General features: G+C 60.5%; 11 protein-coding genes. 3 read left to right on the forward strand and 8 right to left on the reverse strand.

Translation table 11 applies throughout. The annotated features are described in order from the left end of the window. Window positions 1-99: 99 nt before the first annotated feature. From emhC to emhA, 3 genes are read right to left on the reverse strand one after another with little or no spacing between them, the layout of a single operon-like run. Window positions 100-1,560: an efflux RND transporter outer membrane subunit EmhC gene (gene emhC / locus CKW18_RS26570; protein ID WP_095191495.1), complete on the reverse strand. Its 1,461-nt coding sequence runs from the start codon at window positions 1,558-1,560 to the stop codon at window positions 100-102. Beyond that, the gene (locus CKW18_RS26575; protein WP_095191496.1) at window positions 1,557-4,721 is read right to left on the reverse strand and encodes an efflux RND transporter permease subunit; all 3,165 of its coding nucleotides are present in this window, start codon (window positions 4,719-4,721) and stop codon (window positions 1,557-1,559) included. Before CKW18_RS26575 ends, emhC begins: the two co-directional genes overlap by 4 nt. Window positions 4,722-4,724: 3 nt before the next feature. Beyond that, the gene (gene emhA / locus CKW18_RS26580) at window positions 4,725-5,882 is read right to left on the reverse strand and encodes an efflux RND transporter periplasmic adaptor subunit EmhA (RefSeq protein WP_095191497.1); all 1,158 of its coding nucleotides are present in this window, start codon (window positions 5,880-5,882) and stop codon (window positions 4,725-4,727) included. A 266-nt stretch (window positions 5,883-6,148) separates the two neighbouring features. Here emhA and emhR point away from each other — a divergent pair, with 266 nt between their 5' ends. Then, a complete protein-coding gene (gene emhR, locus CKW18_RS26585) occupies window positions 6,149-6,781 on the forward strand; it encodes an efflux system transcriptional repressor EmhR (RefSeq protein ID WP_095191498.1) in 633 nt (210 codons plus the stop codon). 216 nt (window positions 6,782-6,997) lie between these two features. On the opposite strand, the gene CKW18_RS26590 is transcribed toward emhR, so the two are convergent. Genes CKW18_RS26590 through CKW18_RS26600 form a run of 3 tightly spaced genes read right to left on the reverse strand, consistent with a single transcriptional unit; the run spans window position 6,998 to window position 9,581 of the window. Next, a complete protein-coding gene (locus CKW18_RS26590) occupies window positions 6,998-8,047 on the reverse strand; it encodes an alkene reductase (protein WP_095191499.1) in 1,050 nt (349 codons plus the stop codon). A 31-nt stretch (window positions 8,048-8,078) separates the two neighbouring features. Then, window positions 8,079-9,245 (reverse strand): MFS transporter, encoded by a 1,167-nt coding sequence (locus tag CKW18_RS26595; RefSeq protein WP_095191500.1) that lies wholly within the window; start codon window positions 9,243-9,245, stop codon window positions 8,079-8,081. A 33-nt stretch (window positions 9,246-9,278) separates the two neighbouring features. After that, the gene (locus CKW18_RS26600; protein WP_095191501.1) at window positions 9,279-9,581 is read right to left on the reverse strand and encodes a helix-turn-helix transcriptional regulator; all 303 of its coding nucleotides are present in this window, start codon (window positions 9,579-9,581) and stop codon (window positions 9,279-9,281) included. 170 nt (window positions 9,582-9,751) lie between these two features. Here CKW18_RS26600 and CKW18_RS26605 point away from each other — a divergent pair, with 170 nt between their 5' ends. Beyond that, window positions 9,752-10,336 (forward strand): ACP phosphodiesterase, encoded by a 585-nt coding sequence (locus tag CKW18_RS26605; RefSeq protein WP_095191502.1) that lies wholly within the window; start codon window positions 9,752-9,754, stop codon window positions 10,334-10,336. Between the two features lie 102 nt (window positions 10,337-10,438). On the opposite strand, the gene CKW18_RS26610 is transcribed toward CKW18_RS26605, so the two are convergent. Then, a complete protein-coding gene (locus tag CKW18_RS26610) occupies window positions 10,439-11,233 on the reverse strand; it encodes a 1-acyl-sn-glycerol-3-phosphate acyltransferase (RefSeq protein WP_095191503.1) in 795 nt (264 codons plus the stop codon). Beyond that, window positions 11,233-11,988: an L-ornithine N(alpha)-acyltransferase gene (olsB, locus tag CKW18_RS26615; protein ID WP_095191504.1), complete on the reverse strand. Its 756-nt coding sequence runs from the start codon at window positions 11,986-11,988 to the stop codon at window positions 11,233-11,235. Before olsB ends, CKW18_RS26610 begins: the two co-directional genes overlap by 1 nt. Window positions 11,989-12,141: 153 nt before the next feature. On the opposite strand from olsB, the gene CKW18_RS26620 reads away from it, so the two are divergent. Next, window positions 12,142-13,020 (forward strand): acyl-CoA dehydrogenase family protein, encoded by an 879-nt coding sequence (locus CKW18_RS26620; protein ID WP_095191505.1) that lies wholly within the window; start codon window positions 12,142-12,144, stop codon window positions 13,018-13,020. Window positions 13,021-13,228 lie beyond the last annotated feature (208 nt).

Raw genomic sequence — 13,228 nt, forward strand, 5'->3', positions numbered from 1 at the left:
GGGCTTGCTCGCGAAGGGGCCAGTCCAGACAACACAACGTTCTGCTAGACAACAAAAAGCCCACCAATCGGTGGGCTCGTTGTGTTCACCGGATGATGATCAGAACAACTTCATCTTCGGTGCTTCTTCTTTCAGCGGTTCGTTCTGCGCGGTCTGCGCATTCCAGCCACCACCCAGAGCCTTGTACAGGTTGACTGCACTGGTCAGCTGCGCGAGGCGGTCGGTGATCAGCGCTTGTTGCGCGCTGAACAACTGACGCTGGGCATCGAGGAAGGTCAGGTTGCTGTCGACACCGATGCGGTAACGACGCTCGGCCAGGCGGTAGTAATCCTGGTTGGCCTGCACGAAGTCACGCTGCGCCTGCAGCTGTTCGGTATAGGTCTGGCGTGCGGCCAGGCCGTCGGCGACTTCCTGGAAGCCGGTTTGAATCGCTTTCTCGTAGTTCGCCACGCCAATGTCCTTCTGGATCTTGGCGTAGTCGAGGCTGGCGCGCAGGCTGCCGGCGTTGAAGATCGGCAGGTTGATCTGCGGCTGGAACAGCCACGTCCCCGACCCCCCCTTGAACAGACCGGACAGATCCGGGCTCAGGCTGCCCGCGTTGGCGGTCAGGCTGATGCTCGGGAAGAACGCGGCACGGGCCGCGCCGATGTTGGCGTTGGCCGCTTTCAGGTTGTACTCGGCTTGCAGGATGTCCGGACGACGTTGCAGCAGATCCGATGGCAGACCGGGCGGCACGTCGCTGAGCAGGTCATCGGCCAGCGGTTTGGCTGTTTGCAGGTTGGCCGGGATACCGGTGCCGAGCAGCAGGGTCAGGCTGTTTTCATCCTGCGCGACCTGACGGGTGTAGCGCGCCAGTTGTGCACGAGCGTTTTCCACCGAGGTGCGCGACTGCGCCAGATCCAGTGCCGAGGCGACACCGACTTCGTTGCTGCGGCTGGTCAGCTTGTAGCTTTCTTCGAAGGCACCGAGGGTGTCTTGCGTCAGCTTGAGCAGTTCCTTGTCGGCCTGCCAGGTCAGGTAGGCGTTGGCGACGCTGGCGACCAGGCTGATTTGGGTGCTGCGGCGCGCTTCTTCAGTGGCGAAGTATTGTTGCAGCGCTTGTTCGCTCAGGCTGCGAACCCGACCGAACAGGTCGAGTTCGTAGGCACTGACGCCGACCGTGGCGGAGTAGGAACTGGTGATGCTCGACTCGCCGGTCTGCGACGCACGCGCCGGAACCCGCTGGCGGCTGCCGCTGCCATTGGCCGAAACCGCCGGGAACAGGTCGGCGCGCTGGATGCGGTATTGAGCCGCGTAAGCGTCGATGTTCAGTGCGGCAACACGCAGGTCGCGGTTGTTTTCCAGCGAGACCTGGATCAGCTGTTGCAGGGCCGGGTCATGGAAAAACTGCTTCCAGCCCTGCTCGGCAGCAGCTTGCGCCGGTGCCTGGGCCGGCGAATACGCCGGGCCCTGTGGGTACTGGCCTGCGACCGGAGCCTCAGGCTGCTGATAATCAGGTATCAGCGAGCAACCGCTCAGCACGAAGGCGGCGACTGCGAGGGAGAGTAGCGACTTGCTCATTGGCCAGCCTCTTTAGGAGTTTCTTTAGTTTCATCCTGGTCGGCGTTTTTACGCTGGCCCATGGACGAAACCGTGACGAAGAACAGTGGGACCCAGAAGATCGCCAGGATCGTGGCGGTGATCATACCGCCGATTACCACCGTACCGATGGCGTGTTGGCTACCTGAGCCCGCGCCGGTGGAAATTGCCAGCGGTACCACGCCGAGGATAAACGCCAGCGAGGTCATGATGATCGGACGCAGACGCATGCGGCAAGCCTCGATGGCTGCGTCGCGCAGACTGGCGCCCTGTTCGTGCAGCTCCTTGGCGAACTCGACGATCAGAATGGCGTTTTTCGCCGCCAGACCGATGGTCGTCAACAGGCCCACCAGGAAGTACACGTCGTTGGACAGGCCGCGCAGACTGGTCGCGAGCAGAGCACCAATGATCCCCAACGGCACCACGAGCACGACTGCGATCGGAATCGACCAGCTCTCGTAGAGTGCCGCCAGACACAGGAACACCATCAACAGCGACAACGCGAACAGTGCTGGAGCTTGCGAGCCTGCCAGACGCTCTTCATAGGACAGACCGGTCCAGGAAATGCCCACGCCTTTCGGCAGTTTCGCGGCGATGGCCTCGACTTCAGCCATGGCTTCACCTGTGGAGTAACCCGGAGCCGGGGCACCAAGGATTTCCACCGCTTCCACGCCGTTATAGCGCGAGAGCTTCGGCGAGCCGTAGATCCACTCGCCCTTGGCGAATGCCGAGAACGGAACCATGGTGCCGCTGGCGTTGCGTACGTACCACTTCTTCAAGTCTTCCGGGTTCATGCGCGAATCCGGCTGGCCTTGCACGTACACCTTTTTTACCCGACCGCGGTCGATGAAGTCGTTGACGTAGCTACTGCCCAAGGCAATCGACAAGGTGTTGTTGATGTCGCTGATGGTAATGCCCAGGGCACTAGCCTTCTCGTCGTCGATTTCCAGCTGGAACTGTGGCTCGTCATTCAGACCGTTCGGACGCACTTGCGAGAGCACCTTGCTCTGCGCCGCCATGCCGAGGAACTGGTTGCGTGCCTCCATCAGTTTTTCATGACCGATACCGGCGCGGTCCTGCAGGAACACGTCGAAACCGGTGGCGTTACCCAATTCCAGTACCGCCGGCGGGGCGAAGGCGAACACCATCGCGTCACGGAAGGTAAAGAAGTGCTGCTGAGCGCGAGCGGCCAGTTTGAACACGCTGTTGTCGGCGTCACGTTCATCCCATGGCTTGAGCATGATGAACGCCATCCCCGAGCTCTGACCACGGCCGGCGAAGTTGAAGCCGGTCACGGTGAACACCGAGGCAACCGTGTCACCTTCACCGCCATCCTTGGTCGGACGCAGCAGGTACTCACGCATTTCATCCACGACCACCTGAGTGCGCTGGGCACTGGAGCCGGCCGGGGTTTGCACTTGAGCGAACAGTACGCCCTGGTCTTCTTCCGGCAGGAAGGAGGAAGGAATACGCATGAACAGCCAGATCATGCCGATCAGAATCAGCGCATAGGCCAGCAGGTACGGCACCTTCTGGCGCAGGATATTACCAACGCCGCGCTCGTAGCTTTTGACGCTACGGTCGAAGTTGCGGTTGAACCAGCCGAAGAAGCCTTTTTTCGGCGTGCCATGCTCACCATGAGGAATCGGTTTGAGCATGGTCGCGCAGAGCGCCGGGGTAAAGATCAAAGCCACCAGCACCGACAGGCCCATGGCCGAGACGATGGTGATCGAGAACTGCTTGTAGATGACCCCGGTCGAACCACCGAAGAATGCCATCGGCAGCAATACCGCCGACAGTACCAGCGCGATACCGACCAGTGCGCCCTGGATCTGGCCCATGGACTTTTTGGTCGCTTCCTTGGGTGACAGGCCTTCTTCCGCCATCACCCGCTCGACGTTTTCCACCACGACGATGGCGTCGTCCACCAGCAAGCCGATGGCCAGCACCATCCCGAACATCGTCAGGGTGTTGATGCTGAAACCGGCGGCGGCGAGGATGCCGAACGTACCGAGCAATACCACCGGCACCGTCATGGTCGTGATGACCGTGGCGCGGAAGTTCTGCAGGAACAGGAACATCACCAGGAACACCAGCACCACGGCTTCGACCAGCGTGTGAACCACGCCTTTGATCGATTCAGTCACCACCGGGGTAGTGTCGTACGGGAATACCACTTCCATGCCTGGCGGGAAGAACGGCTTGAGGCCGTCGATGGTAGTGCGCAGGGCTTTGGCCGTGTCCAGGGCGTTGGCGCCGTTGGCCAGTTTCACTGCCAGACCGGAAGCCGGGCTGCCATTGAACTGGGCGCTGATCGCGTAGTTTTCACCACCGAGACCGACGTCGGCGACGTCTTTCAGGCGAACCTGAGAGCCGTCCTTGTTGACCTTGAGCAGGATTTCCTTGAACTGCTCGGCGGTTTGCAGACGGGTCTTGCCGATGATCGTCGCGTTGAGTTGCTGACCTTGCACGGCCGGCAAGCCGCCGAGCTGACCGGACGAGACCTGGACGTTCTGCGCCGCAATGGCGGTTTTCACGTCGACCGGGGTCAGGTTGAAGTTGTTCAACTTGGCCGGGTCGAGCCAGATACGCATCGCATATTGGGCACCGAAGACCTGGAAGTCACCGACACCGGCGGTGCGCGAGACCGGGTCCTGCATGTTCGACACGATGTAGTTGGACAGGTCGTCCTTGGACATGCTGCCGTCACGCGACACGACGCCGATCACCAGCAGGAAGTTTTTCACTGCCTTGGTTACACGGATACCTTGCTGCTGCACTTCCTGCGGCAGCAGCGGGGTGGCCAGGTTCAGCTTGTTCTGAACCTGAACCTGCGCGGTGTCGGAGTTGGTGCCTTGCTCGAAGGTCGCGGTGATGGTCATGCTGCCGTCGGAGTTACTTTCCGAGGACACATAACGCAGATTGTCGATACCGTTGAGCTGTTGCTCGATCACCTGGACCACGGTGTCCTGCACGGTTTGCGCCGAAGCGCCCGGGTAGGTCACGGAGATCGCAATGGCCGGTGGCGCAATGCTCGGGTACTGGTTGATCGGCAACTTGAGGATCGATAGTGCCCCGACCAGCATGATCACCAGGGCAATTACCCAAGCGAAAATCGGACGGTCGATGAAGAATTTTGACATGGGTTACTCCCCTTTGCCGCCGGCGGCTTTGTCAGCTGCCTGTGCGGGGGCCGGGTTCTTTGCACCGACGTTGGTCGCTTCACTGGCTTTTACTTCGACACCAGGTTTGACGTATTGCAGGCCTTCGGTGATCAGACGATCGCCAGCCTTCAGGCCGTCTTCGATCAGCCACTGACTGCCGACGGTGCGGCTGGCCTTGAGCTGACGCAGTTCAACCTTGTTGTCCGGGCCGACGACCAGCGCGGTCGGCGTGCCTTTGAGGTCGCGGGTCACACCTTGCTGCGGGGCGAGGATCGCGGCGCTGTTCACACCCGCCTGCAACTGGGCGTGGACGAACATGCCAGGCAGCAAGGTGTGATCCGGGTTCGGGAACACGGCGCGCAGGGTCACGGAACCGGTGGTCTGATCGACCGACACTTCAGAAAATTCCAGCTTACCGTCGAGCTTGTACTGGCTGCCGTCTTCCAGAGTCAGTTTGACCGCAGCGGCGTTGTCGCCGGCTTTTTGCAGGCGACCGCTTTCCAGCTCACGGCGCAGTTCAAGCAGTTCAACCGACGACTGCGTAACGTCGACGTAGATCGGATCCAGCTGCTGGATCACGGCCATGGCGTCGGTCTGGCCATTGCTGACCAGTGCACCTTCAGTCAACGAAGAACGGCCGATACGCCCGGAGATCGGCGCGTAGACCTTGGTGTAACGCACGTTGATCTGCGCGCTCTGCAACGAAGCTTCCGATTGCAGGCGGTTGGCCAGGGCGGTGTCGTATTCCTGACGGCTGACAGCCTGCTCATCGACCAGTTGCTTGTAGCGGTCGGAGATCGACTTGGTCGAACGCAGGTTGGCTTCGGCGCTTTTCAGGGTCGCTTCATAGACCGACGGATCGATCTGATACAGCTGCTGGCCGGCTTTGACATCGCCGCCTTCCTTGAACAGACGCTTGAGAATGATGCCGTTGACCTGTGGTCGCACTTCAGCGATGCGGAACGCACTGGTGCGGCCCGGCAGTTCGGAAGTGAGGGTAAAGGCTTGTGGTTGCAGGGTGACGACGCCGACCTGAGGAGGCGGAGCGGCCGGGGCCGCTTCTTCCTTTTTACATCCGCTGAGCAGCGATGCCAGGGCGACGGCAGTGACCAGAGCGGTAACAGCTGGCTTGAATTGCATGAAGATCCTCGGGTCAGGCGCGCAAAAAGCGCACAAGAAGTGTGGAAGGGTAAAAAAAGGGTGCCGGGTGGATAAGTAGCTTGCTAAGGAATATACTTACGTTCATGGTTGTTTGTAAATACCTTGGCTTCGTACCCACCCTGTTACAAAATCGTCGCAAGGTTTGAAATTGTAGGCCGGGGAGTCGATTCGAGAGAGATCGACCCCCTCTTTATTCAGCGGATATTCAGCCATCCCTGAAACATCCTGTTTGAGGTTTTACTGCCATGGTCCGTCGTACCAAAGAAGAAGCTCAGGAAACGCGCAGCCAGATTCTCGAAGCGGCCGAGAAAGCGTTTTATGAACGGGGCGTGGCCCGCACGACCCTGGCGGATATCGCGACTATGGCCGGCGTCACGCGCGGTGCCATTTATTGGCATTTCAGCAACAAGGCCGATCTGGTGCAGGCGATGCTCGACAGCTTGCATGAGCCGCTGGATGAACTGGCCAAGGCCAGCGAAAGCGAGGATGAACTGGATCCGCTGGGTTGCATGCGCAAGCTGCTGATTCATTTTTTTCATCAAGTCGCACTGGATCCCAAGACCCGGCGCATCAACGAAATTCTGTTTCATAAGTGCGAGTTCACCGATGAAATGTGCGATTTGCGCCAGCAGCGCCGAGCGGCCAGTCTCGAGTGCAATCTGCGCATCGGCCTGACCTTGCGTAATGCGGTGAATCGCGGCCAGTTGCCGGAAGATCTCGACACTGCCCGCGCGGCCATCAGCATTCATGCCTATATTGACGGCCTCCTCTATGGGTGGCTTTTGGCGCCGGACAGCTTCGAGTTGCACGCCGAAGCCGAGCGCTGGGTCGATACAGGGTTGGACATGCTGCGCCTGAGCCCCAGCCTGCGCAAATGAACAATGTCTAATCGGCACAGCTTATGTCAATTGGCCTGCTTTCATATACGTTCGAGGCGCGGAGTTTATAGGTAGCGAGCCAGGCATTTTGTAGGGATTTTGTGTCGCTGGTGTGAACGAGTGTTGCCAATGCCCGGTAACCGCTGGCGAAAAAAAGCCCCCGGCTCTCACAAGTCGGGGGCTTTTGCGTGTGTGCTGCCTCGTACTGAATAACGCTTACAGCGTCGGATAGTCGATATAGCCGACCGGGCCCTTGGCGTAGAACAGCTCTGGACGCGCCTCGTTCAGCGGCGCATCGGCTTTCAAACGCGCTGGCAGATCCGGGTTGGCAATGAACGGCACACCGAACGCCACGGCGTCCGCCTTGCCGCTGGCCAGCCACGCGTTGGCGCTGTCCTTGGTGAAGCGCTCGTTAGCGATATACGGGCCGCCGAAGGCTTCCTTGAGTTGCGGGCCGAGGCTGTCGGCGCCTTCTTTCTCGCGGGAGCAGATGAAGGCGATGCCACGCTTGCCCAGTTCCCGTGCCACGTAAGTGAAGGTTTCAGCCAGATTGTCATCGCCCATGTCGTGGGAATCGGCGCGCGGTGCCAGGTGCACACCGACACGGCCGGCGCCCCAGACTTCGATGGCGGCGTCAGTCACTTCCAGCAGCAGGCGGGCACGGTTTTCCAGGGAGCCGCCGTAGTTGTCGGTGCGCTGGTTGGTGCTGCTTTGCAGGAACTGGTCGAGCAGGTAGCCGTTGGCGCCGTGGATTTCCACGCCGTCGAAACCGGCGGCTTTGGCGTTTTCGGCACCGGTGCGGTAGGCGTCGACGATGTCGGCGATCTCAGCGGTTTCCAGTGCGCGCGGGGTTGGGTAGTCAGCCATTGGGCGCACCAGGCTGACGTGGCCCTTAGGCTGGATGGCGCTTGGTGCGACCGGCGCTTCGCCGTTAAGGTACGACGGGTGGGAAACCCGGCCGACGTGCCACAGTTGCAGGAAGATCTTGCCGCCCGCGCCGTGAATGGCTTTGGTCACGTTGGCCCAGCCGCGCACTTGATCGTTGGACCAGATGCCTGGGGTATCCGGGTAGCCCACGCCCATCGGCGTCACCGAAGTGGCTTCGCTGAGGATCAGGCCGGCAGAGGCGCGCTGCACGTAGTACTCGGCCATCAGCGCGTTCGGCACACGGCCTTCATCGGCGCGGCAGCGGGTCAGCGGGGCCATGATGATGCGGTTGGACAGCTCGAGGTCGCCCAGTTTGATCGGATCGAAAATAGTTGCCATGAGATACAACCCTCGTCAGTGAAGTCGTTGATTAGTTGGTCGCGGGGGCCAGATCGGCATTGCCGTTCTGACGGAAAGTAATCAGGGTCACCAGCAGGGCGAGTACCGCCAAAGCTGCTGCGGCCAGCGGTACGCTGGTCAGGCCGAAACCGTGGGCGATAACGCTGCCGCCGACCCAGGCGCCGAGAGCGTTGCCGACGTTGAAGGCACCGATGTTCAGGGTCGAGACCAGGTTCGGTGCCGCCTTGCCGAACGTCACGACGTTGATTTGCAGTGCCGGTACGGCTGCGAATGAAGCAGTGGCCCAGAGGAACAGGGTGATTTCAGTCGGGATCAACGCGACGCTGGTCCAGCTCAGCACGGTGGAGACCACGGCCATCGACACGAACACGCCGATCAGGGTGGCAGCGAGGCGTTTGTCCGCCAGTTTGCCGCCGATGATGTTGCCGACCGTCAAACCGAGGCCAATCAACAGCAGGGTCCAGGTCACGCCTTTTGGCGAGACACCGGTGACATCGCCGAGCAGCGGCGCGACGTAGGTGAAGAGGGTGAACATCGAGGCGGCGAACAGCGCGGTCATGCTCAGGGACAACCAGATACCGGCACCTTTGAGGGCGGCGAGTTCGGCGCGCATGTCGAGTTTTTCTTCGTCACGCTTGGCTGGCAGGAAGCGGATCAGGCCGATCAGTGCGATCACACCGATCACGGTCACAGCCCAGAAGGTCGAGCGCCAGCCGGCTTCCTGACCTAACGCCGTGCCCAGCGGCACGCCGAGGACGTTGGCCAGGGTCAGACCGGTGAACATCAAAGCGACCGCCGAAGCGCGTTTGTTCGGCGCCACCAGACCTGCCGCCACCACCGAACCGATACCGAAGAACGCACCGTGGCACAGCGCGGTGACGACACGGGCAAACATCAGCACGTTGTAGTCACTGGCGATGGCGCAGAGCAGGTTGCCGACAATGAAGATGCCCATCAACGCTACCAGTGCAGCCTTGCGCGGCAGTCTGGCGGTGGCCAGTGCCATGAACGGCGCACCGATGGCCACGCCCAGGGCGTAACCGGTCACCAGCCAGCCGGCGCCGGGAATCGACACACCGAGGTCGGCCGCCACATCGGGCAGCAGGCCCATGATGACGAACTCAGTGGTGCCGATGGCGAAGGCGCTCAAGGCGAGTATGAGTAGCGAGAGGGGCATCGTTGATTCCTTGTGGCTGGCTGACGTTAAGGGTCAGAGCTCTTTACTGAGGGTGTTGAGGAACGCCTGGATCACGTCCTCGTTGCGTTTGAAAAAGTGCCACTGCCCGGCCTTCTGGCTGCTGATCAGCCCGGCGCGTTGCAGGGTGGCGAGGTGGGCAGACACGGTCGACTGCGACAGGCCGCAGCGTTGATCGATCTGCCCGGCGCAGATGCCGTACTCGTGGTTGTGGATCTGTTCCGGAAACTGGGCTTTGGGATCTTTCAGCCAGATGAGGATGTCTCGCCGTACTGGGTGTGCCAGGGCTTTTATTATTTCGTCGAGGTCGATGTTCATGGCTTGGGGGCTCGTGATGTCTGTAGCGCTATATCGCGATGAGGCGAACTTTAAATCGGTATTTCGCGATATACCAATATGATTTTGATCTGATGACCGTGTAAATCGGTATATCGGGTTATAACGATACGTTGAGTGTAACGATGAAAGCGCAGTGCTAAGCTGCGCCCATGAACTATCTCGCACATTTGCACCTCGGTGGCCAGCGCCCCGAGCAATTACTCGGCAGCCTGTATGGCGATTTCGTCAAAGGCCGGCTGCAAGGGCAGTTTGCCCCGGAGCTCGAGGCGGCGATTCAACTGCATCGACGGATTGACGTGTTCACCGATCGCCATCCGTTGGTGGGCATCGCGCTGGGGCGCTTTTCCGATACCCGGCGGCGCTATGCCGGGATCGTCCTCGATGTGTTTTTCGATCATTGCCTGGCGCGGGACTGGAGGTTGTACGCCGATCAACCGTTGGAGCAGTTCACCGCTGATGTTTATCGCGTGTTGTCTCGCGAGCAGCAATTGCCCGAGCGACTGGCGAAGATCGCCCCGCACATGGTCGCCAATGACTGGTTGGGGTCGTATCAGGAATTTGAAGTGCTGGAGCAGGTGTTGCGCGGGATCTCCCGGCGACTGAGCCGGCCGGAGGAACTGGCGGGGGCGATGCAGGAATTGCGGCGGTTGTATGAGCCGTTGAGCGAGGACTTCCGACTTTTCTACCCACAACTCCAGGACTTCGCACAAAAACCTGATCCAATGAGGATCTAAATGTGGGAGCGAGCCTGCTCGCGAAGGCGGCGTTTCATTCAGCATCTATATTGGCTGAGACACCGCTTTCGCGAGCAGGCTCGCTCCCACAGGGGGGGGATTTCAAGCAGCAATCAATTCGCCGGCGCGACGCGGTTCAGCCGGTTTCGCGACCTCACCAAACAACACCTTCTGCACCGCCTGCTGCGCTTCGAACGCCAGCGCTGCACGCTCGCGGCCCTGACAGGCAATCGGCTTGAGCACATGCACCTCGACATCGCCGCAATCATTGCTGAACAGACGCATCAGGTGCGACAGCAGATCATCGTCACCAATGAACGGCGCCAGTGCATCGATTTCGCCGTCACGCAGATAACGGATCGCCACCGGTTGCAGCATCACCTCTGAATCAATCGCCGCCGACAGCAAGCGGCCGTGAAAGGTACGCAGTGAACGGCCATCGGTGGTGGTGCCTTCCGGGAACATCAGTAGCGAGTGATCGGTTTGCAGGTGACGGGTCATCTGCTTGCGGATCAATTGGCTGTCGCCCGAACCGCGACGGATAAACAGGCTGCCAGCCTTTGCCGCCAGCCAGCCGGCCACCGGCCAGGTACGCACCTCGGCCTTGGACAAAAACGACAGCGGCGTGAGCATGCCGAGCAGTGGAATGTCCGTCCATGAAACGTGGTTGCTGACCCACAGCATCGGCTGTTCCGGCAGTTCACCGTGAACCGTCACGCGAAAGGGCAGGGCATTACTCAATCGAGCCATGAAAAACCGTGACCAGCGCTGCCGACGCTCCATCGAATGCGCCAGGCCAATTCGTTCGAACACGCCGAAGACACTGGCCATGGTCAACCCCAGTGTCACCACCGCCAGCACTCGCGCGATCCGCGCGTACACCCGCAGCCGGCTCATTACACGGCCGCCTTGAAGTGCTTGGCGTAGCGCGGGCAGAGTTCGTCGCGCTTGAGCAGGATGAACACGTCGGCGACCTGGAAATCTTCGTCCCAGCATGGCTCGCCGCAGATCTTCGCGCCCAGACGCATGTAAGCCTTGAGCAGCGGCGGCATTTCGGCGATCACGTTGGATGGAATATCCAGGGTTGGCAGCGGATTTTTCGGCTCGGCGCGCAGGTTTTCGGTGCACAGATAACGTTCGCGCAGGCGCTGCATGATCGCGTGGGCCTGCACGCCGCCATCCTGCATCGGAATGCTCGCGCAACCCATCAGGTAGCTGTAGCCGCCCTGATTCAACACTTCGGCGAGTTCGCCCCACAGTACGGCGATGGTGCCGCCGTTGCGGTAGGCCGGGTCGACGCAGGTGCGGCCGATTTCGAGGATCGGGCCTTTCAGGTGCGCGAGGCCATGCAGGCTGAATTCTTCTTCGCTGTAGAACTTGCCCAGGGTGCTGGCGGCAGTGTGATCAAGCAATCGCGTGGTCGCCACCAGGCGCCCGGTGTTCAGGTCACGCACGCCGATGTGGCTGCAGTGAACATCATAATCATCCATGTCCAGACCCAGTTCCGCGCCTTTCAGCTTGGCGTTGAATTCGCCGCTGAATACGCTGAAGCGCAAGGCCTGGGCTTGCTGCAAAGCTTGCGCGCCGATCAGGCGTTCGGCTTGCAGGCGGCGTTCATTGCCGGTGTCGCTGATGCGGGCGATCTGAGTCATGTGAATCTCCGTACGGGCCTTTAACCCGTCGTGGGTTGCAGCCGATCGACTTTCTTTATGCAGCCGTGTTGTGCAAAGTCAGGCTATGTAGCCCCGGTGTCATCGCCATGAACGTTCGGTGATGCTTATATGACAGCCCACAAGGAGCCTCTTATGCCCTGGTCAGATCTGCTTCAAAGCCGTGAACGATTGCCCGCCGTTGCTGACCTGGCGGAGGGTTTTGCGACGTTGTTGCAGCAACTGGGCAACGTCACGCCGTTCGAATTGGCGGTGGCGGGTGGCCGGCGGATGGCCACGCCGGGGCTGGCGTTTCTGGTCGGTTATCAAGCGGCGTTGCGCATGCTCTGGCCGAGCGCGCCGCTGAGCCTTGGAGCGTTGTGTGCGACAGAACAGCGCAGCTTGCGCCCGGCCGACATGCAGACACGGCTGACCGATTTGCGCCTGAGCGGGCGCAAGGATTTCGTCACCGCCGGCGATGCGGCGGACTGGCTGTTGATTGCTGCGCGCGGTGAATTGCCCGGTGAGGCGCCGCGCCTGAGTCTGGCGGTGGTATATCCCGGTGAGCCCGGTGTGACGGTGGAAAAACTACCCGCACTGCCGCTGATGCCGGACATCAGCCATGGCCGGCTGCACCTCGACAGCGCGCTGTGCGAGTTGCTCGCGGGGGATGGTTGGGATGCTTACGTCAAACCGTTTCGCACACTGGAAGATGTCTATGTGCTGAGTGCGATGACCGCGTGGTTGTATGGCGTCGGGCAGGACAGCGACTGGCCGCAGGCCCTGCAATTGCGCTTGCTGGCGCTGTTGGCCGGGTGTGCGGAAATGAGTCGGCAGTCGCCGAACAATCCGGCCGGGCATGTGTTGTTGGGTGGGCTGTTTGCGCAGTTTGATTCGTTGAAACCCGAGATCGATCAGGCGTTGGCTGGAGGCAGTCCGGAGTGGGCGGCGATGTGGCAGCGCGATCAGTCGGTGATGCAATTGGCTTCGGGGGCCCGGGCCAAGCGGCTGGCCAAGGCTTTGGCGTTGAACTGACTGGCCTTTTCGCGAGCAGGCTCGCTCCCACAGTTAATCGAGTTTCTTCAGTTGGAATGCGATCAAGCTGTGGGAGCGAGCGAGAGTGTCAGATTTTTTGTGTGCGGGCTGGTAATGGCCTGCCGTTAGGCAGGCCTTCATTTCACCAGTTTGACCTGATGAATCGATCTCCGTACAAAATCGCAAACTGATTCATAGCGTTTTTCCA

Origin of the sequence: Pseudomonas sp. Irchel 3E19 (assembly GCF_900187585.1) — a bacterium.
Taxonomy (GTDB): Bacteria; Pseudomonadota; Gammaproteobacteria; order Pseudomonadales; family Pseudomonadaceae; genus Aquipseudomonas; species Aquipseudomonas baetica.

Excerpts from the sequence above, each read along its gene's own strand:
- CKW18_RS26610 (WP_095191503.1), bottom strand. The coding sequence starts at position 11,233 with ATGAGCCGGCTGCGGGTGTACGCGCGGATCGCGCGAGTGCTGGCGGTG.
- emhR (WP_095191498.1), top strand. The coding sequence starts at position 6,149 with ATGGTCCGTCGTACCAAAGAAGAAGCTCAGGAAACGCGCAGCCAGATT.
- emhC (WP_095191495.1), bottom strand. The coding sequence starts at position 1,560 with ATGAGCAAGTCGCTACTCTCCCTCGCAGTCGCCGCCTTCGTGCTGAGC.
- emhA (WP_095191497.1), bottom strand. The coding sequence starts at position 5,882 with ATGCAATTCAAGCCAGCTGTTACCGCTCTGGTCACTGCCGTCGCCCTG.
- CKW18_RS26600 (WP_095191501.1), bottom strand. The coding sequence starts at position 9,581 with ATGAACATCGACCTCGACGAAATAATAAAAGCCCTGGCACACCCAGTA.
- CKW18_RS26575 (WP_095191496.1), bottom strand. The coding sequence starts at position 4,721 with ATGTCAAAATTCTTCATCGACCGTCCGATTTTCGCTTGGGTAATTGCC.
- olsB (WP_095191504.1), bottom strand. The coding sequence starts at position 11,988 with ATGACTCAGATCGCCCGCATCAGCGACACCGGCAATGAACGCCGCCTG.
- CKW18_RS26590 (WP_095191499.1), bottom strand. The coding sequence starts at position 8,047 with ATGGCAACTATTTTCGATCCGATCAAACTGGGCGACCTCGAGCTGTCC.
- CKW18_RS26595 (WP_095191500.1), bottom strand. The coding sequence starts at position 9,245 with ATGCCCCTCTCGCTACTCATACTCGCCTTGAGCGCCTTCGCCATCGGC.
- CKW18_RS26620 (WP_095191505.1), top strand. The coding sequence starts at position 12,142 with ATGCCCTGGTCAGATCTGCTTCAAAGCCGTGAACGATTGCCCGCCGTT.
- CKW18_RS26605 (WP_095191502.1), top strand. The coding sequence starts at position 9,752 with ATGAACTATCTCGCACATTTGCACCTCGGTGGCCAGCGCCCCGAGCAA.